Source organism: Chryseobacterium sp. T16E-39 (assembly GCF_002216065.1).
GTDB lineage: Bacteria > Bacteroidota > Bacteroidia > Flavobacteriales > Weeksellaceae > Chryseobacterium.
Window position 1 is genome coordinate 451,669 of the sequence record NZ_CP022282.1, and the last position, 21,850, is coordinate 473,518.

At 35.4% G+C, this 21,850-nt stretch carries 16 protein-coding genes; 10 read left to right on the plus strand and 6 right to left on the minus strand.

Annotated elements, in window-relative coordinates:
* Nucleotides 1-46 precede the first annotated feature (46 nt).
* A complete protein-coding gene (locus CEY12_RS01800; RefSeq protein ID WP_089026067.1) occupies nt 47-1,462 on the plus strand; it encodes an alkaline phosphatase in 1,416 nt (471 codons plus the stop codon).
* A 192-nt stretch (nt 1,463-1,654) separates the two neighbouring features.
* Here CEY12_RS01800 and CEY12_RS01805 read toward each other — a convergent pair whose 3' ends face one another.
* Nucleotides 1,655-2,683, minus strand: coding sequence for a phytase (locus CEY12_RS01805; RefSeq protein ID WP_089026068.1), 1,029 nt, complete (start codon nt 2,681-2,683; stop codon nt 1,655-1,657).
* Nucleotides 2,684-2,695: 12 nt separating this feature from the next.
* Complete coding sequence (locus tag CEY12_RS01810; RefSeq protein ID WP_089026069.1) at nt 2,696-5,506, minus strand: TonB-dependent receptor; 2,811 nt, start codon at nt 5,504-5,506, stop codon at nt 2,696-2,698.
* A gap of 356 nt (nt 5,507-5,862) precedes the next feature.
* Here CEY12_RS01810 and CEY12_RS01815 point away from each other — a divergent pair, with 356 nt between their 5' ends.
* Together CEY12_RS01815 and CEY12_RS01820 are read left to right on the plus strand one after the other, a co-directional pair.
* Nucleotides 5,863-8,502: a glycoside hydrolase family 2 TIM barrel-domain containing protein gene (locus CEY12_RS01815; protein WP_089026070.1), complete on the plus strand. Its 2,640-nt coding sequence runs from the start codon at nt 5,863-5,865 to the stop codon at nt 8,500-8,502.
* A 195-nt stretch (nt 8,503-8,697) separates the two neighbouring features.
* A complete protein-coding gene (locus CEY12_RS01820) occupies nt 8,698-10,014 on the plus strand; it encodes a serine hydrolase domain-containing protein (protein ID WP_157676733.1) in 1,317 nt (438 codons plus the stop codon).
* A 57-nt stretch (nt 10,015-10,071) separates the two neighbouring features.
* Here the strand turns inward: CEY12_RS01820 and CEY12_RS01825 are convergent, their stop codons facing one another.
* Nucleotides 10,072-10,506: an organic hydroperoxide resistance protein gene (locus CEY12_RS01825; RefSeq protein ID WP_089026072.1), complete on the minus strand. Its 435-nt coding sequence runs from the start codon at nt 10,504-10,506 to the stop codon at nt 10,072-10,074.
* A 358-nt stretch (nt 10,507-10,864) separates the two neighbouring features.
* Between CEY12_RS01825 and CEY12_RS01830 the strand changes: the two genes are divergently transcribed.
* A complete protein-coding gene (locus CEY12_RS01830; protein ID WP_089026073.1) occupies nt 10,865-12,145 on the plus strand; it encodes an epoxide hydrolase family protein in 1,281 nt (426 codons plus the stop codon).
* 70 nt (nt 12,146-12,215) lie between these two features.
* On the opposite strand, the gene CEY12_RS01835 is transcribed toward CEY12_RS01830, so the two are convergent.
* Nucleotides 12,216-12,620, minus strand: a complete 405-nt coding sequence (locus CEY12_RS01835; RefSeq protein WP_089026074.1) for a hypothetical protein — start codon at nt 12,618-12,620, stop codon at nt 12,216-12,218.
* A 156-nt stretch (nt 12,621-12,776) separates the two neighbouring features.
* Complete coding sequence (locus tag CEY12_RS01840) at nt 12,777-13,976, minus strand: MFS transporter (RefSeq protein WP_089026075.1); 1,200 nt, start codon at nt 13,974-13,976, stop codon at nt 12,777-12,779.
* Between the two features lie 191 nt (nt 13,977-14,167).
* Here CEY12_RS01840 and CEY12_RS01845 point away from each other — a divergent pair, with 191 nt between their 5' ends.
* From CEY12_RS01845 to CEY12_RS01870, 6 genes are all read left to right on the plus strand, one after another.
* Complete coding sequence (locus CEY12_RS01845; protein WP_089026076.1) at nt 14,168-15,241, plus strand: sensor histidine kinase; 1,074 nt, start codon at nt 14,168-14,170, stop codon at nt 15,239-15,241.
* Nucleotides 15,238-15,951, plus strand: a complete 714-nt coding sequence (locus CEY12_RS01850) for a LytR/AlgR family response regulator transcription factor (protein WP_089026077.1) — start codon at nt 15,238-15,240, stop codon at nt 15,949-15,951. Before CEY12_RS01845 ends, CEY12_RS01850 begins: the two co-directional genes overlap by 4 nt.
* A 111-nt stretch (nt 15,952-16,062) precedes the next feature.
* On the plus strand, nt 16,063-16,731 hold the full coding sequence (locus tag CEY12_RS01855; RefSeq protein WP_157676734.1) for a hypothetical protein: 669 nt from the start codon (nt 16,063-16,065) through the stop codon (nt 16,729-16,731).
* Nucleotides 16,732-16,804: 73 nt separating this feature from the next.
* Nucleotides 16,805-18,010: an aspartyl protease family protein gene (locus tag CEY12_RS01860; RefSeq protein WP_089026079.1), complete on the plus strand. Its 1,206-nt coding sequence runs from the start codon at nt 16,805-16,807 to the stop codon at nt 18,008-18,010.
* 21 nt (nt 18,011-18,031) lie between these two features.
* A complete protein-coding gene (locus CEY12_RS01865) occupies nt 18,032-19,444 on the plus strand; it encodes a hypothetical protein (RefSeq protein ID WP_089026080.1) in 1,413 nt (470 codons plus the stop codon).
* A gap of 121 nt (nt 19,445-19,565) precedes the next feature.
* Entirely contained in the window at nt 19,566-21,143 is a 1,578-nt protein-coding gene (locus tag CEY12_RS01870) for a Na+/H+ antiporter (protein ID WP_089026081.1), read from the plus strand.
* Here the strand turns inward: CEY12_RS01870 and CEY12_RS01875 are convergent, their stop codons facing one another.
* Complete coding sequence (locus tag CEY12_RS01875) at nt 21,144-21,479, minus strand: hypothetical protein (protein ID WP_089026082.1); 336 nt, start codon at nt 21,477-21,479, stop codon at nt 21,144-21,146.
* Between the last annotated feature and the right edge of the window lie 371 nt (nt 21,480-21,850).

Here is a 21,850-nt window from a genome sequence, read left to right on the forward strand (position 1 = left end):
ATTGATTTTTATTCTTTATATTGCAACGTGAAATGTAAATGAAAAAATGGACAGACGTAAATTTCTTAAAGGTTCAGCTTTGCTTTCCGGATTACTTACTATTAATCCGATCGATTTACTGGCCAACCAAACGCTAGTCAATCCGAAATCCAACAAAAAGGCCAAAAATATCATCTTTATGGTAAGTGACGGAATGAGTTCCGGAACACTGGCAATGGCTAATCTCTATTCGCAGAATATCCTTGGGAAAACAGGCAATTGGATTAATCTTTACAAAGAAAATAAAGTGTCCAGAGCATTAATGGATACCGCTTCAGCAAGCTCCATTGTTACAGATTCTGCTGCCGCAAGTTCGTCTTTTGGGGGTGGATTTCGCGTGAAAAACGGAGTTTTGAACATCGGAGCAAATGGCGAGAAATATCTTCCCATCTGGCAAAAGTTTAAGAAAGCGGGTAAAAAGACAGGCTGTGTAACTACAGTAACGATTACCCATGCTACTCCTGCTGGATTTTGTGTGAACTCAGCCAGTAGAAATGCAGAACCTGAAATAGCTGAGATGTATGCTGAAATTGGTTTCGATGTAATGATGGGTGGGGGAGATGAGTTTTTTAATGCGGCAACAAGGGAGGATAAGAAGGATGTATATGCGCTGTATAAGCAGAAAGGATATCAAATTCTAAAAACACGTTCCGATCTTCAGAAGGTGGAAAACAATAAGCAGATTCTGGGTGTTTTCAATAAAGGAGCATTACCTTATTCCATCGACCGGACGAATACACCTGCATTACAAAGTACACCCACACTGGCAGAAATGGCGAAGACAGCGATTGATCAGATGAAAGATCATAAAGAAGGTTTTGTGCTTCAGATAGAAGGGGGAAAAGTAGATTGGTCTGCTCATGCCAATGATGTGGCAGCACTTATCCATGATCAGATTGCTTTTGAAGAGGCTGTAAAAGTAGCTGTAGATTTTGCAGAAAAAGATAAAAATACTTTGGTAATCATCACAACAGATCATGGAAATGCCAATCCGGGAACGATTTACGGAGCAGATGCTACTAAAAATTTCAATAGTATAGCGAATTATAAATTCACAAATGAGTATGTACTGAATGCTATTCATCCTGATTTTAATCTTCAACAAACCAAAGACTGGATCTATGAGACCAATAAAATAAGCCTGGCTGATGAAGAGGCCAAAAGCCTTTTAGGCTTTTACACCAATCTTGAAAAAGAGAGTGGATTGTATAATTATAAGAAGCTTCCGTTTAAGCTCTATTCTGATATTCAGAAAAAGCATAATTCCGTGGGTTGGATCAGTATGGATCATTCCGGAGATTATGTAGAATTAGCTATGCTTGGACCCGGAAGTGAATTACTGAAACCCTTCGTAAAAAACACAGATTTACATTATATTATGCTGGAAGCAACCGGACTGTCAGTGAATGCTGATAAGAATTAGGATTTCCAGCATCTTAATTATTTGAATAAATATTTTTTCATATTTATATCTTTTGGTGGAAATAAGCCTTTACTTAATTGTAAAGGCTTATTGTTTTCTATCAGCTTAGAAATATATTTGAAGTAATCAATTTTTATTCTTCAATCATGAATACATTTTACATCAATACGTTAATACAAAAAATATCCCCCATTATTTCTTCATTTGACTCTTAATCCTTTCTTCAACGGTTCTCCAGTCATAAATATGAAATACTTTACCATTACTCATGGCTACAAATATTCCTTTTGGAAATTGAGGCCCCAGGTTTACATTGGTCACTTCAGAACCATCGCTTTCACTTGTCGATACAGGGATTTCTGCAACTTTTCCTTTTGAAGGATTTTCCCTCAGGTATACATTAAAGGTATCTTTTTGTTGATTGGAAACCAGAATATATCCGGCTGTTGCAGAAGTTGCATATATAGAAATTCCTTCTACGTCTGATGTAAAATCTCCCTTCCCGAAAACCAAAAGTTCTTCATTTCCTTTTGATGGATCTGCGTAATATTGATGAACCCCAAACTGCTCATCAGAATAATAGATATATCCCAATTCATCATCTACCGCAATGCTTTCGATTTCTTTCAAACCGCTGTATTTACCGAATTTTCGTACAACTTCTCCGGTAATTTTTCCTTCTTTCTCGGTCAATTTATATTGCCACAAATAACCATCAGCCGGTCCTGATTTTCTTCCTACAATAGCAAAAATCTCATCTGTTTTAGGATTTTTATAAATCGAAATTCCCATGGGTGATCGCTCTTTTTCCCCATCAAAAACACTGAACGAACCTATTTCTTTTAAATCTGGAAGTGAGTACAGCTTCACGCTGTTGGTTTCTCTTTCCGTAACGGCAGCGAAATCGACTTTCTTTCCATTGAATGGAAAACCATATTCAAGATCTACATTATTGGGACGTTTTAATCCGGGAACCTTATTAATGATCTTTCCATTCAGATCAAAAGCATATAATCCTCCATTGGTATCCTTATCGGTTCCAATGATGATACTTTTAGATGCATCCTGAGGATTGATCCAGATTGCGGGATCATCGGTATCATAACCCACTTGTTCCGTAACAGCGGCAGGTTCTATTTTTTTTCCCAATTCATTTTGCCCGGTACAATTAATAAGTAATGGGAAAGTTAGTATAGCAATACTTTTATTTAGTTTTATCATTTTCTATTATCATTAAAAATCAAACTTGACACCCATCGTAAATCGAGGTCTGTAATACTCAACCTGAGTTGTTCTGCTCTGGATTCCCTGGTAATATCTTAACGGTTGATTGGTTAAATTATTAGCTTCGGCAAAAACTCTCAGCTGGCTGGTAATTTTATAAGAGGCATTCGCATCCAGGAAAAGTTGTTTATCGTAATAACGGTCTTCAAATGAATTTCCCCCCAGCTCATCAATATAAGAAGATGCATAATTCATTGAAACCCTTGCAGAGAATCGCTTGTTTTCCCACGAAAGTGATCCGTTGAACATATGAGGAGCAGCTCCCGGTAATCCAACATCTGTTCTTTCATCACCGGCTTCGTTAGTAATTCCTTTAGCTTTAGATTTAGTGTAGGTATAATTAACATAAACTCCCAAACCTTTCCAGAATGCTCCCGGAATAAAATCCAATTGTCTTTGTAAAGCGACTTCAAAACCATAGATGTCTACATTGTCACCATTCCTTTGTTGGGTAAATCTCCAGTTGCTTTCTCCTGCAGGAATTGGGTTGGTTTGACCTGCAAAATCTCCGGAGAAATCCGCTGCAGTATAATTTTTTCTGGAGTAGGTATAAATAAAGTCCTTCAGGTTTTTGTAAAATAAACCTCCGGAAAGGATCCCGACAGATTTAAAGTACTTCTCAGCCATGAAATCAAAATTATAAGCATAAGTCGCCTTCAGATTAGGATTTCCGGCAGAGATCAGTTCATCCGCAGAAATTACACTTAGGAATGGAACCAATGCATAATAATTAGGACGGGCTAAAGCGGTGGTAAAAGCAGCACGAAGAACAAGATTTTGTTCAGGAACATATTTAAAGGAAATATTCGGTAAAATATTCGTGTACGTATTCTTATTGTTGATTTTTCCTACAAGATCTTCTTCATCCTTCACATAATTTCCGGTATAATCTATAGATGTTGTTTCAATACGGGCCCCGGCAATCATTGAGAACTTATCACTGAAATCCTGATCCCATCTGATGTATCCCGCATAAATATGCTCTTTTGCACTGTAATTGTTGGAAAGAAACTCTTCAGGTTTTAGCTCACCATTAAATAAATTAGGATTAAACAGGTCAAGTCCTCCTAAATAACCGGCATTCACGAATGTTCCGGGAACATAGTTGCCTGCCTGGAAATTATGACCATCCAGATAAGTCGTAGGAACAGATAGAAGACTGCCTAAGCTATTCACAGGCTCAAATGCATAATAGTCATTATCTCTTTCCTTTTGTTTTAAACGTAAACGGGCTCCGACGCGTAATCTTCCCTTTTGATCCTCAATTACAGAAAATGGGAAACGTAAATTTACTTTGGCTCCAAATTCCTTTTCTTGTGTAAAACTATTGGAATCGGAAAGATCACTTAATTTGTAACTGCCCAAATTGTCGGCTGCAGTAGGAGTGATCATTGGTCTTTCAGGATCACTTAAATCACTTAGAAAATTTACATTTTTGCGTTCAAACTCGATATAACGTTCATGAGGTTTTTTCTCACTGGCGGTTGCATAATTCATTGACCAATCCAAATCGATTTTAGAACCGAGTAAATGTTCTCCTCTTAAGGCATAGTTCTGAACTTTTTGCTTCTCAAGACGCGTGTTATCATTATCAGAATCTCCACCCTTGTTTTGTCTTGTCATGCTTCCTGTCCACCCCGTAATTTCAGATTCATCTGCATTATAAGTGGGTTTTATTTTATACCCAAGAGCATATCGGTTTTCTTTATCGTTCCTGAAATTATACATAGCCGATGCATAAATCTTGTTTTTTGAATTGAATTCATAATCCATATTCAAATCAAAACTGTGTCGGATACGATGCTCATTGTAATATCGGACACCCATTTTACTGATGTAGGCTGTTTTTGCTACATCATCAGCAAGACTCCAGGTTGGCTCAATATTATCTGATCCAAAATTGTTGTTATTATAAGAAAAGCTGAAAACAGCCCCCAGCTTTTTATTAAGAAAACGGTTTCCATATACAAAACCAGCCGTATAATTTCCTTTTTCACGGATAGGATTATAACCACCGGCTAGTGTTGCAGAAATTCTCTGCCCGTTAGGGGAAGCTCTTGTGATCAGATTGACAGAACCGCCGATAGCATCAGCATCCATATCCGGTGTCAATGTTTTATTGACTTCTATCGTTGCAATCATGTCAGACGGAATAAGGTCCATCTGAACATTTCGGTTATCACCTTCTGCAGAAGGAATACGGTCCCCGTTTAAGGTGACTGAATTTAAATTGGGAGCAAGTCCGCGAATAATCAGATTTCTCGCTTCACCCTGGTCATTTTGTATTGTAATACCAGGGACACGCTTCAGTGCATCTCCAATATTGGCGTCGGGAAAACGTCCGATCTGATCTGAGGAGATTACATTCGTAATATTGGCGTTATTTTTTTGCTTGTTGAGGGCTCTTGCCTGATTCTTTAAGGTTGCTCCGGTTACGACAACCTCCTGGATATTCGTTTCTTTTCTGGTAAAGACAATGTTTTGTTTTGTATTTTTCTCAGCTTCTACCAATATATTATACTCAGCACTTCCATAACCGAGGTAATCTACTTTCATGGTATAATTTCCTGTCGGAACATTCAGGAAAACAAAATTTCCGTGTTCATCGGATGTAGTGTAAATATTTCCAGGAGTCAGGGAGATCTTGGCTCCCGGTAACGTAATCTTCGAGTCATCATTGATGTTTCCGGAAACAGTTCCCGATTGTGCATAAAAATAGATCGATGCGCACAATAAAACAGACGTAAAAATTTTCTTCACTTTACTATATTAATTTTCAGTGTAAAAATATAATCTGGTTACATGAGTGGCTTGAACTTATAGTTAACATTATTTTAAAAAATCATTAACAAATAACTTTATTGTTGCGAAAATTGTAATGTAATCATAAGGTGTTTTAGTTGTTTTTTAAGCTAAATTCAATAAGGTTTTCATAAGCAAACGGACCTTTATATTTCAATGGATGGTATGTAAGAGATGTATCGTTTTCTGAAAGATTTGATAAACAATAGAAAAATAAGGGATGCCTTTGTAATTTCTACTACATTTGTATTTGTCTCTATGTGAGACAATAATAAATCATGAATGATTCAAACCTTTTATAGATACTCAAAACCATGAACCCACTAAAAAAACTGATTACAATAATAGTACTCATCCTTCCATTTCTACTATTTTCACAACGTATCAAACTGAGCATTAATACATCGTGGCAATTTCACAAAGGAGATGAAAGCAATACGAATGAAAAAGGCTATTGGGAGAAAATTAATATTCCTCATACCTGGAATGCTGAAGATGTAATGGATGATAACCCCGGCTATTACCGTGGAATTGGTTGGTATCAGAAAGAAATTGATATTCCAAAAGGTTGGAAAGACAAGAATATTTATATCTATTTTGAGGGGGCAAGTCAGGTGGCTGAAGTTTTTGTAAATGGAACAAGTGCCGGAACTCATTTGGGCGGTTATCTTGCTTTTAGTTTTAATATCACCCAATTCTTACATGAAGGTAAAAATGAGATTAAGGTGAAATTGGATAATAGCCACAATCCGGATATTCCTCCGCTTGGTGGTGATTTTAGCGTGTATGGTGGTATCTATCGTGATGTATATCTTATCGCTGTAGATAAAAATCATTTTGACATGGATAATTATGCCAGTAATGGAGTATTTATAAGTACTCCTGTGGTAAATGATGAATCTGCAACGGTACAGGTGAAAGGAAAGGTGGTTTCTGACAGAAAGGTAAAAGTCAAGACCTATATGTATGATGGGGACGGAAAAGAAATTGCATTATCAGAAAATAAGCCGGACAAAAATGGAAACTTTAGTATTCAGATAAAAAATATTAAAAAGCCGCACCTCTGGAGTCCAGAAAATCCATATTTATATAAAGTCGTTAATGTACTAACAGACGAAATGACCGGAGCAATTTATGATGAAATGATCAACCCTTTAGGGTTCAGATGGTATCATTTTGATGCTGAAAAAGGATTTTATCTTAATGGGAAACCGTATAAAATTATGGGAGCCAGCCGACATCAGGATTTTAAAGGAATGGGCTCTGCGTTGGTAGATGCGTTACACATTAACGATGTACAATGGCTTAAAAATATGGGCGGCAATTTTCTAAGGGTTTCACATTATCCTCAAGATCCTGCTATTATGGAAGCCTGTGACCGTCTGGGAATATTAACAGCCGTGGAAACACCCGGCAATAACCAGATTACCGAAAGTGAAACATATGCCCATAATATGCTGGATATGCAGCGTGAAATGATCCGTCAGAATTATAACCACCCAAGTGTTATCATCTGGAGTTATATGAATGAATCTCTTATCCAGCCACTGTACCAGGATAAAACGCAGGAAAGAGAAAAGTACTGGAATAACCTTCGGGAGCTTGCGCAGAAAATGGAAGATTTATGCAGGGCTGAAGATCCTGAACGCTACACAATGATTGCTTATCATGGAGATTTTGACTTATACAAAAGGGTAGGTCTCATCGATATTCCAAAAGTAGCAGGGTGGAATTTATACCAGGGATGGTATGGTGGCAAGTTTGAAGACTTTGAAACTTTTGTTTTAAAACATCATAAAGAGTATCCGTCAAAACCCCTGATTATTTCAGAATTTGGTGCCGATTCAGATTATCGCCTTCATAACTTTAAACCCACCGTTTTTGATAAAACCCAGGAATATGCCAATCTTTATCATGAAGCTTATCTTAAAACAATTAAAAAATACCCTTTCATAGCTGGTGCCATTGTTTGGAATCTGGTAGAATTTGGGAATGAGAGCCGACAGGAGGCGGTACCTCACATTAACAATAAGGGACTGCTGACGACAGACAGAAAACCAAAAGATAGTTATTTTATATATAAATCAGCATTGGCCAGCGAACCTTTTGTAAAAATAGGCGGATCCGACTGGTTATATCGAGCCCAGCAAGCAGATGAGGGAAGTGACATTCATGCCACTCAGCCAGTAATAGTGTATACAAATCAAAAGGAGGTGAAACTCTGGTTAAATGGAAAGTTGCTAGGGACCGAAAATACGAATGATGGTAAAGCTATCTTCACAGCCATCTTCAAAAATGGAACGAATACACTCAAAGCGATTACCAACGACGGTCAGGAAGATTTTATTTCTATCGATTTTCATGTGATTGCCAATCAGCTAAAAAGTAAAGAAAATACGTTTTCTACTTTAAATGTCAGCCTGGGAGATCAGAGAATGTTCATGGATGATGTAACCAGGGAAAGCTGGATCCCTGAAAAAGAATATACTGCCGGGAGCTGGGGTTACGTAGGTGGAAATATATATAAAGAAGATGAAAAGGGTGAACGCTATGGTTCGAGAAGAAATATATTGGGAACGGCTTATGACGCAATATATGAAACACAGCGTGTAGGATTAAAAGCCTTTAAAGCGGATGTTCCCGATGGTTTGTATGAACTGACATTACATTTTGCTGAACTTTTGAGCCCTGAGCAGCAGGAAAAACTGGTATATAATCTCGGAAACAATGCCGGTCAGAAAATCCGAATTGGCAGGGGGCGTAGCTTTGATGTATCAGTGAATGGATTGGTGATTCTTGAAGGTCTTTCTAATGATAATGATCTGGTTCCCATAAAAGCATATCACACAAAAACCACCGTTTTGGTGAAGAACGGACAGGGAATAACTGTTGATTTTATCCCTAAACAGGGGGATTCTATTTTAAATGGTTTGCAGATCAGAAAATTGTATTAAAAGATATTTCGTATAAAAAAAGGTTGTTTTTATATAAAAGATGAAATAAAATAAGATTTGAAAATCTACTTTTGAAAACATAAACAGGAGTAGTGATTGAAGAAAATTTTTGATCATTTTTTATATAACTTTAAATTTCTAATTGTCATGTATTTATCAATTAAAATATTTGAAATTAATTTTAAGAAAACAACCATGAAACATCCATTAGCTCTATTATTTACTGTTTTTTTATGTTTCTTTGGTCAAAGCCAGGAACAGGTTACTGTAGATATAAAAAGATCTGAAATAGAAAGAAAAACTAACGAGTATTTTTCTGCGATAACCAGCCTCAAACAGTTTAATGGAAATGTAATTGTGGCAAAAGATGGCTCGGTGATTATTAACAAAACCTATAACATAAATCATGGACCAAAAGGGTTAAAGGTAGACCAGAATAGTAAATTTATCATTGCTTCGGTATCCAAAGTGTTTGTGAAATATGGTATTCTGAAACTTGTCGAACAAAAGAAAATATCATTAGAGGACCCATTATCCAAATTTATCCCTGATTTTCCTGATGGAAATAAAATAACGATCAATCACCTGATGCACCACCAGTCAGGGCTGCCAAGGGAGATTAAAGATTATGAAAAATTTGATAAACTGACCGGTGAGCAGATCATTGAACTGGCAAAAAAAGAAAAACTTCTGTTTGAACCCGGTACAAAGACCTTATATTCAAATATTGGGTTTCTGTTATTGCATAATATTATCAATAAAACAGCCAGGAACGGATATCTGTCATTTATAAAAAAAGAAATATTTGATCCTATTGGGCTTAAAAATACCAATGAATACAATGCTAAAAAGCCTTCAAAGAATTTTGTACGGGGATTTGATAATGATGATGGTAAAATAGTAAAAGCTTCTGCAAAAGACTTGAATAGATTTGAGACAGGGAATTACGTTTCGACAATTGGGGATCTGTATCTCTTTTCCAAAGAAGGTTTTAAAGGTAAACATCTCGAAAAAGGACTTATCAAAGAACTGTTTGATGAAAATGAAGTATTAGCGCAGGCCGGTGGAAGACCAGGTTACAGAGCTTATTTTTATAAAAATAAAAAGACAGGATTTGATTTTATGTTTGTCAGCAATTATACAGGGATCCCGATGCAGCAGGTTACAGAAGATATTGTGAAAATTGTAGAAGGAAAGCCTTATAAGGTTCCCAATGCGATCAAAAGAAAAAAGATAGAACTTTCAGAACAAATAATGAAAAGATATGAAGGGAAGTATGCTTTAGAACTTGATAATACACAATATTTTATCATTACTGTAAAAGATGGAAAATTATATGTGGCAGGTAAAGATGGCGAGGCTACTGAAGCTGTTCCGGATTCTGAAACAACATTCTTTTTTGATCCGGCTTCAAATGATGGTTTGTTATTTACTGTAAATAAAGACACCGGAGCATATGAAATGATTATGATATCAGACGGTCTCAATCTTAAAACAAAAAAAATAAACTAATACCAACTCTATATTATAAAAAATCCACAACAACAAGGTTGTGGATTTTGTATTTTATTAAAGAACGGTTGTTGTTACATTAATATTTCCATGGATGGCCTTCGAATAAGGACAGGTCTGATGAGCAATGATTACTAGTTCTTCAGCTATATTTCTTTCTAAGCCCGGCAAACTAACGGAGAGCCGTGCTTGTAAAAGGAAATCTCCACCATTCATTCCCAGATCTACCTCTGCGTCTACATAAGTGTGGGAGGGTATTGTTATTCCCAGTTTTTTCGCTGCCAGTCCTAACGCTCCTATGTAGCACGCCGACCAGCCTGCTGCAAAAAGCTGTTCAGGATTGGTTCCCGGGATATTTGATCCAGGGGGAGATAATAATAGATCCAGATTTCCATCATCACTTTTAGCGTTTCCTTGTCTGCCTCCGGTTGTTTTCGTTTTTGCAGTATACAATACCTTTTGTACTTCTGCAGCTTTTTGATTGTTGTTCATTATTGTAATTTTTGATTAGTAATTAGGTTAAAATCCTATGCAAAGGAAGTACTGTCTTTAAACGAAAACGAGTATAAATGAGGTGAAGCCGGCATTTTTAACGCTGAAACAGACATAGCAGTTCCTGATATTTTACAGCAGGATTTTAGGAATCTAAATTCCTTTATACAGGAACATGAAAAGAGGGAGATTATACAATAATTAACGTGAAAAAAGGGATTGTAGATTTTAAGTTTTGAAATGACTGGTTCAATACCTATTTAGTCTGGTTGAACCAGGTGATGATTGATTGGCGCTCTTTAGCAAAATACATTTGCCGAAGAAATAATTAAAAATCAACTTATTTAAAATCAAAACAATGGAAACAAAAAGAAACAATTTAAAAGCTACACTTACTGCAAGCGTATTCGTATTATTATCAGCAACAAGTTTTGCACAAAATACGACCAAAGGAACTGATGCTATTCGTCCTTATCATGTAAGTATTCCCGAGACTGCCATTAAAGAACTTCGTCAACGTATCAACTCAACAAGATGGCCAGATAAAGAGACGGTAACCGATCAGTCACAGGGAGTGAAGCTACAGCAGATTAAGGATCTTGTAAAATATTGGGGAAATGGATATGACTGGCATAAGGCAGAAAACAAATTAAATTCGTTGCCACAATTTATTACTAAAATTGACGGCTTGGACATTCATTTCATACATGTTCGTTCAAAACATAAAAATGCAATGCCTTTAATCATTACTCATGGATGGCCAGGGTCTATATTTGAAGAATTAAAAGCGATTGAACCGCTTACAGATCCAACAAAATATGGAGGAAAAGCAGAAGATGCTTTTGATGTGATTATACCGTCAATGCCGGGTTACGGATTTTCAGAGAAACCAAAGACTACGGGATGGGGTGTTGAAAAGATAGGAAAAAGCTGGGATGTATTGATGAAACGTCTGGGATATCATCATTATGTATCACAGGGAGGTGACTGGGGTGCTGTAATTGCTGATGCAATGGGTCGACAGGCTCCGGAAGGTCTTTTAGGAATCCATGTGAATATGCCGGCAACTGTACCTGCAGAAATAGCAGATGTTTTGAAAGCAGGAGGTCCGGCTCCCGAAGGATTACCTGAAGATGAAAAAGCAGCGTTTACTTCACTGAATAAACTCTATACCCGAGGAGGTGGGTATGCCGGAATGATGGTGACACGTCCCCAGACATTAGGGTATGGACTTACAGATTCACCGGTTGGACTAGCTTCTTTCTTCCTGGATAAATTTAATGAATGGACCTATAGTGGTGGTAATGCAGAGAAATCTCTTACAAAAGACGAAATGCTGGATGACATCAGTTTATATTGGTTCACTGATACTGCTGTTTCATCAGCACAATTGTATTGGGAAAACAATAATAACAATTTCAATGTAGTAGAGCAGAAAACGAGAGAAATAAAAGTACCTGTAGCTGTTACCGTATTCCCCGGTGAGATCTATCAGGCTCCAAAAAGCTGGACAGAGAAAGCTTATCCAAATCTGATTTATTTTAACCAGGCAAAAAAAGGAGGACACTTTGCTTCATGGGAAGAACCTCAGGTATTTGCACAGGAACTTCGTGAGGCATTCAGACCTTTGAGGAAATAACAGAAAAAAATAAGATAAAAAAAACCACAATCCTTAAAAATTGTGGTTTTTTATATAGCTATTATTTCCATTATTGATGAAATTGAATTCTTGTAAATGCTTCTTTTCCAAATAAGCATGAAAATATATTTTGAAATTCGTGAATATATCTGCATCGGATTGAGTTGCCATAGATCTTTAAACCCTCTACAATTTTTTTGGGACTCAGATCGATATCATATTTAATAAACTCTTCAGGTCGTTCATAGCGGATGCGCTGTTCAGAACTGTATGTTCTCGAAAATCCGAACTCTTCCAGCCATTCTCCGGTGATCTGAATAGGATTAATGGCATCTGCCGGAGCAGAGATTGTTTGGATATCATTTTCAATCTTGACAAAATAATCTTTTGTGTTATTTTGAAAAATTTCTGTAATCGTGAAAATTTGATTTTTGTACTCAACTAAATTTCTAATCTTTAAGTCTGCAACGTTCATAATATTTAGTATTAAGGAGGTTATTAAAAATGAGGTAGTACAAAATAGAGTTGCAAATACTATGCCTTACAGAATATATTTTATTTAAATATGTGTTAATATATTAACCTATCTTTTATGAATTATTAAATATTACTTAAAACAAATTAGTTTTACTTATGATATTTTGTGAATTCTTTTTAATTTAAAAGATGCAAGTAAATAGGCGGTAAGTATAGCAATAATAAGGAAAAAGATGAAATAAGTCCACGATGTGCCATGCAATAAATAACCGGTACCACTTCCTAAAATACTGGAACCAAAATAATAAAATAACCAATACATTGAAGTCGCAGAAGATTTCCCATCCTTTGCGCGAAGTGCAGTCATCTGGCTTGCCATGGTATGCGCCGCGAAAAATGATAAGGTGAAGAGTCCCAGGCCGAAAATAACAATATAGATATTTTCAGAAAGTAAAAGCACAATACCTCCAATCATAAATAATATAGCTCCCTGCAATATATTTTTCTGTTCGATTCTTTTTGATAAACGGCTTGTGATCATCGTTCCAAAAACCCCGAAAGTGTACATTAGAAATATAAATGCTATATAAAAATGATTAAGAGAAAATGGAGCAGCCTCCAAACGGAAGGTCAGGTAATTGTAGACACTTACAAAAGCTCCCATGATAAGCGCAGCAACCAAGTACAATCTAAGCATATAAGAGTCCATCAGAAACCTTTTCATCTGTTTTATTTTCAGATGATAATCTACTTTTTGAGGGACAAAAAATTTCGATCCGGGAAATAATTTCCAAAATATGAGCCCTAAAATAAGACTTTCAATTCCTATGATCAATACTGCTTTTTGCCATCCAAGCTCTCCGGAAAGGAGGGTTGCCATTATTCTTCCGCTCATTCCCCCAATCGTGTTTCCACTGAGGTACATACTAATTGCTAAAGCAACTACAGAAGAATGAACTTCTTCCGTAAGATAAGCAAGGGCAACTGCCGAAACACCTGAAATAACAAAGCCTTTTAGAACCCCGATAAAGATCAATAAAGGAAGATTGGGAATCCATGCAGAAAGAATGGTCAGGACTGCCGAAGATAGTAATGAAAAAGCCATGAGCCCCTTTCTGGAATAGCTGTCCGCATTAAAAGCAAAGAAAAAAAGTCCGGCTGCCATTCCTATGGTCGAAGAGGAAACAAGTAATGAACTATCTCCCACAGTGGTATGGAAATAGTCAGCTACAAGGGGAAGCAAAGGCTGGAAAAGATAGAGTTGAGCAAATACAGATAGTCCTGAAAGGAAAATACACAGTTTGATATATTGAAAACGTTTACTTTTTTTATCTGCTTTTTCAGGTAAGTTCATAAGAAAGAATATCCGCTTAATAAGTTAGCATTAAGCATTACACAAATTTCAAGATAAATTTTTAATCTATAAAACGTTTATTTTCGATAATATTGATCGTTTAAACCGATTATGTATAACCTATTATTTTAAATTTTATGATCTTTGAAAGATTTTGAAATTTTGTATTTTTAACTTTCTTAAATAAACTAATGCAGGAAAACTTAATAGGAGCTGATATCCAACCTGGAAAAGAAAAATTATGGCAACTGCTTTTGTTGTCGAAAAAATACCGCATTCTGAGACATGTTGTTTTATGCACTATTTTTTTGCTTTTATATGTCATCAACCCGCAAGACAGAGGCTATACCAGTGAAATAAACTTCTATGCAAGTATTGTCGATTTCATCTACATTATGCTTGTTTTTTATTGTAACATTTATGTCCTTGTTCCCAAATTATTACTGAAGGGGAAGGTATATCAATATATTCTGACGATCTTAGTATTGGGCGTTACTACCTTCTTGCTTATCTGTTCAGCAGAAATTTTATTGTCCGATTACAGAGTTTCAAAAGATCCGACCCTGGGACAGAACTGGCTGTCAGGATTAGTTTATTTCTTAACCACTTTTATCATTTTAATCTCTTTTACCACAGCCATAAAGGTTTTCCAATATCTTGTGATCCATCTGGAAAAACTCAATCGGATTCAGAAATTAAATTTTCAGAATGAATTATCCATCCTGAAAAATCAGGTTTCACCCCATTTTCTCTTTAATACACTGAATAATATTAATATTCTCACGGAAACGAATCCAAAGCTAGCCTCAAAACTCATTCTTAATTTATCCGATCTCCTAAGATATCAGATTTATGATGGTGTTGAGGATTCTATTTTACTTAGTGCTGATATTACTTTTATTAAAAATTTTCTTTTTATAGAATCATTAAGGAAAGATAATTTTAAATATGATCTTTCATTTAACGGATCCCAGAAAGATGCATTTCTTCCACCGCTGCTTTTCATTCCTTTTGTAGAAAATTCTGTAAAGCATGTTGATAATGAAAACCCTTACGTGGAGGTCCGTTTTCAGCTTGATGATAATAATTTGAAATTTGTTTGTATCAATTCTACCAATTTGGATACTAATAAGAAAGAGAAAAATGAAGGAATTGGTCTGGCTAATATCAAGAAAAGACTACAGTTGCTTTTTCCGGAACAGCATAGTCTTAAGATAGAAAGCAAAGACAATGTCTTTAGTGTAGAATTAAATTTAACATTATGAACTGCATTATTGTAGATGATGAGCCCATTGCAAGGCAAGGAATATTAAACTTGACAGCTAAGGTTCCCGATCTTATTGTAAAAGGACTTTTCAAGAACTCGAACGAAGCCAGACTGTATCTGGAAAAGAATGTAGTGGACCTTATTTTCTTAGATATTGAAATGCCCGGGATCAATGGAATTGAGTTTGCAAAAAGTATTTCAAAAAAAACATTGGTGATCTTTACAACCGCTCACGCTCAGTATGCTCTCGAAAGCTATGAAATTGATGCTATAGATTATCTTTTAAAACCAATCAGCGAAGACCGCTTTCTAAAAGCAGCTACAAAGGCAATAGAATTTAATTATTTTTTATCGGACGATTTTGAAAAAAGCAGTTTTGAATCTATTGGAGAAAACAGCATTATAGTAAGGGCAGACCGGAGGATCTATAAAATATTACATAAAGATATTTTCTTCATCGAAGGCATGAAAGATTATTCCATTATCAATAGTAAAGATAATAAGATCATAACAGCTATGAATCTTAAAACAATACTTTCCCAGCTTCCTCCTCAGTTTTTTAAGAGGATCAGTAAATCATATATTGTCAATTATCATCATGTCCTTTCCGTTTCTCCTCACGCTGTACATCTTCAGGGAATTGAGCTTCCGCTTGGAAATACGTACAGAAATGAATTTATAAATGAATTTATCAAAAAGAAGGATTGATCGGTTTTTCATTTTTCATCTCATTTTTGTATAAGAAATAAGCCTATACGTATAAAATCTGATGCTGATTTTAATTCAGATCTATATTTTTGTTTTAGAACTTAAATAGCTATGATGAGGGCTTACTTTATTTTTGTTGTGTATATTATCTTTGGGAATACCTGCCTTTCTGCACAGGGCTGTTCTGATTTTTATTATTTCAGAAAAGATACAGAGGTCGTATTCTTACACTATGACGCTAAAGGAAATGTATCAGGAAAGGATATCGGAAATACCAGAAATATCAATAAGGGTGAAAATATGGCCTTATCCGAATATCCGACCATTACTTATAACGCTGACAGCAAGACTAAAGCAGAATTTTCACAACAAGTTTTCTGCATTAATAACAATCTTAAAATTAATTTTCCTGTTTCAGATATTCCGGGTTTTACAATATCTTTATCGTATCCTTCTGAGATGAAAATAGGTCAAGAAATTGGTAAAGACGTCAGGAAATCATTTAAAATGAGAGTGGGGGATAAAGAAACGGATATCTTATTCAGTATAACAAATCGGAAAGTGATTGGTCAGGAGACAGTCAAAACTTCTGCCGGAGAATTTAAATCTGAAAAAATACAATATAACCTTAATTTTGAGTACAATATTGCCGGAATTTCTATCCCTTTACAAAAGAAAATTTGGGAATGGTTTAGTCCGGGATATGGTATTGTAAAAACTGAATTTTACACAAAAGATGGGATATTAGAAAAAGCGTCTGTATTGTCGTCTGTCAATTGAATTGTTTACCCGTAGTTTTGGGAAGTAAGGATGGGAAAAATGGATCCATATTAAAATTTTAATCTATCACATCATGATTAATTTACTTAAGAAAATAAGTGCTTCTATATTTTTTATGTTGATCTGTAGCTTATATTACGGACAAAGTGCTAAAGAGCAGCTTACCCTGGCAAATGCAGCTGAGCTACAGTCAAAAAGTTTTTTAGACTCCGTTCGTTTTGAAAACAGATTAGGATATTTTATTATTAAAGTAAAGAATAAGGAAAATACCTATGACTATATATTTGATACCGGAGGTTATAATACGGTCAATACTAAAATTCTCAGTAAAGAGGATATTAAAACCAAATTACAGGTAGAAGTTGGAAGTTCAAATCAGAAAAAGTCTAAAATGGATCTTGTGTTACTGCCTTCATTACAAATTGGATCTGTTGGTTTTAAAAATGTTGGAGTCTTTAATTTTGATTTTGATGAAGCGCCACTTATTAACTGCTTTACTAATGGAGGATTAATAGGAAAAGGAATTATCAAAGAAGCGATATGGCAAATCGATGCTAGGAAATCGATAATCAGATTTACGGATCAGATCAATAATTTATCTCATATTAAAAACGGGAAAAAATTGAAGATTGAATGGGATAAAACCTATAACCCTTTCATCTCCATAAAAGTAAATGGGGTAAAAGAAAAATTTTTGCTGGATTTTGGATATGGCGGATTTTTCTCACTCACAGATAAAACATTTGGAAAGCTGAATCTGACTCCCATAAAAAATATACAAGGCGAAGGAAGTATTGGCGCCAATGGAGTAGTCAAAGAAAAGACAATGATTTCCAGAATTGATAAGGCTGAAATTGCCGGGTTTACTTTTGATAAAATACCTGCTTATTCTGAATCTTCAAACAATCATAATTTATTGGGATCTGAACTGAGTAAATACTTCATTATTACGATCAATAGCAGAGATAATGAACTTATTCTGACTCCTTATACAGAGAATTTCACAATAGAACCTCTTCGTAGTTTTGGATTTGATATCAATCTTAAAAACAAGAAACTGTACGTTTCGAAGCTGTATGAGAAAATGTCTGCAGAAAAGGAAGGACTAAATTATGATGATGTATTGATATCTTATAATGGAAATAAATTAAATGAAGAAACGGTCTGTGAAGACTTTTTTAAGTTTAAGGAAGCACTTAGGAGTACTGAAAAAATACAAATTGAAGTGTTGAGAAATGGAACTCTTAAAAGCTTTAATTTAATCAAACAGGATATATAATTCTGTTCCAAACCTACTGCAATGGATATTCTTGGAATCCGTCTTTATTTTTTGATAGTAGCTTTTTTTACCACATCGCTGGGGAAAGCGTGTACCATTTTCATGGCAAATGACGGGAAAAACATATGGATAGGAAATAATGAAGATGAAAGTTCTGAAATGAATTACCGGTTATGGTATTTCCCTAAAGAAAACACATCGCTCGGTTATATGTTGTGGTCTGAAAAGCTTGATGGGCACGATTCTGAGATGTGGCAATATCCACAGGGTGGACTTAATGAATATGGACTTTTCATGGACTACACTGCGATTGATGATATTCCCGTTATTATTAGTCCTTTAAAAAAAAGGCGGGAGCAGGAAGTCGTAAACGATATCCTGAAAAGCTGTAAAACAGTAGAGGAAGCGTTGGGTTTTATCAATCAGTTTAATTTGGTGAAATTATCCGGGGCACAGCTTTTTATTGGTGATGCCTCCGGAAATTATGCAACGGTTCATGGTAATTATGTAGTCAGAAAAACAGATCGTAATTTTTCTTTAACGAATTACTGTATTGCCAATGGACACAAGGAAGTTTGCTGGCGAAGGGAAACAGCGTATTCAAAATTGACTGCATTCAAATCCTTTAATAAGGATAATGTTTCTGGTATTCTTCGTGAAGCAGCCCAGAAATGGCCAGGAGATGTTGTTACAAATTATTCAATGGCTGTTAATTTAAAAAAGCAGGAAATAATCCTTTATTATAAAAATGATTTCAAAACTCCACGCACTATAAATCTTTCTGTAGAACTTAAAAAAGGAAAGCATTTCAGAGATATGGCTGCGTATTTTCCTTATAGCTTAACTACGGTTTTAAAAGATCAGTATAAGCAGAAAGGAATTAAAGAAGTGATTTATCGATACAATGAACTAAAGCGGGACTCATCTAAAGTTTTTAATTTCAATAATAATGATGCAATACAGTTCGGAGCTCATCTCTTGTCCGAAAACAAAACGGAAGATGCAGTTCAGTTTTTCTCTGATCTTCAAAAACAGGATAAGAAAAATAATGAATTAGCAAACTGGTTGGGAATTGCTTATAAATACAATCGTAATTTTTCTTCAAGTAAGACCTGTTTTGATGCAGTATTTAAATCTTCCCCGGATAATTACCTTGCTAATTTATTTTATAAAAGGAAAGATGGGAATGTTGTATTTAAAATCCGAGAATGGAGTGGAGCAGAAACTGTGGAACTGATTGGTGATTTTACAGGCTGGCAAAAGCAACCCATAAAAATGAAAAAGGAGAAAGGATATTGGTATTGTGAGATTGCTATACCTGAAGGAAAATATCAGTATAAATTTTTAATTGACGGGGTTTATTATCTTCCGGATCCTGTAAATCTCATGTATATATGGAAAGGGGACACCATTAATTCTCTTTTATATGTATAAAAAAATCAGAAATCAATATTGAAATTAATGTAAGACTTATCTTTTTGTATTATAAATTTTATTTTTTCTTTGGATTAAAAGTCTGCAAATCATTATCATTGTACTTCTAAAACATGATATAATGATTGAAAATTTTCCCTTCTACTTGTCGCTTATCTTCGCTATTATTTTACTGATTATGCTGGCTAATAAAATAAAGGTCGCATATCCGGTTCTTTTGGTGATAGCAGGATTACTGATCAGTTTTATTCCCGGGATCCCTTCAATAAAGATCGATCCCGAACTTATATTTATTATTTTTCTTCCTCCCTTACTGTATGAAGCAGCGTGGGCTATTTCGTGGAAAGAACTATGGAAATGGCGACGGGTTATTGGAAGCTTTGCTTTCATTGTGGTTTTTCTTACCGCAATTAGTGTAGCTTTTGTTGCTAATTACTTTATACCTGGATTTTCCTTGGCACTTGGTTTTTTATTAGGGGGTATTGTATCTCCACCAGATGCTGTAAGCGCGGGAGCTATTTTAAAGTTTGTAAAAGTTCCCAAAAGAATGTCGTCCATATTAGAAGGCGAAAGTCTCTTAAATGACGCTTCTTCACTGATCATTCTACGGTTTGCTCTCATCGCTGTAGCTACAGGACAGTTTGTGTGGCACGAAGCTGCATTAAGTTTTTCATGGATGGTTATCGGAGGAATCGGAATTGGAGTGTTCATCGGATGGATTTTCATGAAATGCCACAAGTATCTTCCTACAGATGCCAATATGGATACTATTCTTACGATTGTTGCTCCTTACATCATGTACATTTGTGCAGAAGAGGTTCATAGTTCAGGAGTGCTTGCCGTAGTAAGTGGTGGATTGCTTTTATCGAATCACCGACATCGTATTCTAAGTGCATCTTCCCGGTTACGGGGGATCAATGTTTGGGAAAGTTTTGCATTTGTCTTAAATGGGTTGGTCTTTATGCTTATCGGCTTAGATCTGCCGGAAATTACTTCAGGTTTAGAGGGAGTAAGCCTTTCAGCAGCGGTGGGCTACGGACTTTTAATAACGGGGGTGCTTGTTGTTGTAAGGATTCTGTCTGCATATGGTGCGGTAATAATTACGTTAATAGCCAGAAATTATATCCCTGTCGCAGATAAGAGAAGTCCCGGATTTAAAGCTCCACTGATCTTAGGTTGGACAGGAATGCGTGGGGTAGTCTCATTAGCGGCTGCACTTTCCATACCCATTCAGTTATATCCCGGAGGACCTGATTTTCCTCAGAGAAACCTGATCCTGTTTATTACTTTTATTGTCATTTTGACGACTCTTCTTCTTCAGGGGTTAACTCTACCATTTATTATCAAAAAGGTCAATATGCCTTCTTTTAACGATCATCTTCCGGATGAAGAAGCTGATGAGCAGATTAAAAGAGAAATGGCTCAATACACCCTGGAACACATTACTAAAAATTATGGTGAAATGTTGAAGACAAGTCCATTTTTACAGAACATCCGTGATAAATGGCAAACCAAAATTGGAGACGATGCCCAGATCAGAATTTCTCCCGAGGTGAAACTGGCTTATATGGATATTCTTAATCAGCAAAGATTATGGCTTGTTGACCAGAACCATGATAACCAATATGACGAAGATATCATCAGAAAACATTTAATGAGAATAGATTTAGAAGAGGAGAGAATCAATTATACCCACTGATTACTCAATATTGAGAATCGATAGGAGCTTTTGGAGGTACTCATCTTCTTTGAGTACTTTCTGATAGGACTGTCTTGCATAGTCGGGAGAAAGTTTATAGGCTTCCGATACATGATGAAGGTTTTCATTTTCAACAGACAGATTAAAGGAGTTTATATAATCAGAAATATATTTGTCAATTCTCTTTTTCTTTATTTCACATAAAGTACAGTTCTTTATCTTGCGTAAAGAATCTAATATTAAGGACTTATCCCCATGGAAATTAATAATATTTTTTACAAACGATAAATTATGTTTATCCTGCAATGCTGAGTGAGAATCATCTTCAAAAATCATAATTTGCTAATGTTTTTTAATGTCAATAATAAACAAGATAAATATTTTGATGCATATTTGAAATTTTTACTTCAAAAACTTAACCAAAATACATAATATATTTGAAAATGTGTTTTTAAGAACTTCCTCTTCAAGCATTCTTTTATGGGAAATGAATTTCAAATAAAATCTATGTTGAGGTTAGAATTATTTCTATAAGAAGTGATTTTTTATTCTATGTAAATAATTTTATTTACAGGAATGAGAGTGATATTTTTGCTCGGTTGCTTTTTTCTCCATGTTAATTCTTTTTTTTAAAGGATACTTTTTTTTAAATTATAGAAGCATAACCAATAGATACGCTTTTCTAGAAGTACAAATGTTTAAGGCTG

Coding starts and splice junctions, on each gene's coding strand:
- CEY12_RS01825 (WP_089026072.1), bottom strand. CDS start 10,506: ATGAACAACAATCAAAAAGCTGCAGAAGTACAAAAGGTATTGTATACT.
- CEY12_RS01800 (WP_089026067.1), top strand. CDS start 47: ATGGACAGACGTAAATTTCTTAAAGGTTCAGCTTTGCTTTCCGGATTA.
- CEY12_RS01875 (WP_089026082.1), bottom strand. CDS start 21,479: ATGATTTTTGAAGATGATTCTCACTCAGCATTGCAGGATAAACATAAT.
- CEY12_RS01870 (WP_089026081.1), top strand. CDS start 19,566: ATGATTGAAAATTTTCCCTTCTACTTGTCGCTTATCTTCGCTATTATT.
- CEY12_RS01815 (WP_089026070.1), top strand. CDS start 5,863: ATGAACCCACTAAAAAAACTGATTACAATAATAGTACTCATCCTTCCA.
- CEY12_RS01805 (WP_089026068.1), bottom strand. CDS start 2,683: ATGATAAAACTAAATAAAAGTATTGCTATACTAACTTTCCCATTACTT.
- CEY12_RS01835 (WP_089026074.1), bottom strand. CDS start 12,620: ATGAACGTTGCAGACTTAAAGATTAGAAATTTAGTTGAGTACAAAAAT.
- CEY12_RS01830 (WP_089026073.1), top strand. CDS start 10,865: ATGGAAACAAAAAGAAACAATTTAAAAGCTACACTTACTGCAAGCGTA.
- CEY12_RS01840 (WP_089026075.1), bottom strand. CDS start 13,976: ATGAACTTACCTGAAAAAGCAGATAAAAAAAGTAAACGTTTTCAATAT.
- CEY12_RS01860 (WP_089026079.1), top strand. CDS start 16,805: ATGATTAATTTACTTAAGAAAATAAGTGCTTCTATATTTTTTATGTTG.
- CEY12_RS01845 (WP_089026076.1), top strand. CDS start 14,168: ATGCAGGAAAACTTAATAGGAGCTGATATCCAACCTGGAAAAGAAAAA.
- CEY12_RS01855 (WP_157676734.1), top strand. CDS start 16,063: ATGATGAGGGCTTACTTTATTTTTGTTGTGTATATTATCTTTGGGAAT.
- CEY12_RS01865 (WP_089026080.1), top strand. CDS start 18,032: ATGGATATTCTTGGAATCCGTCTTTATTTTTTGATAGTAGCTTTTTTT.
- CEY12_RS01820 (WP_157676733.1), top strand. CDS start 8,698: ATGAAACATCCATTAGCTCTATTATTTACTGTTTTTTTATGTTTCTTT.
- CEY12_RS01850 (WP_089026077.1), top strand. CDS start 15,238: ATGAACTGCATTATTGTAGATGATGAGCCCATTGCAAGGCAAGGAATA.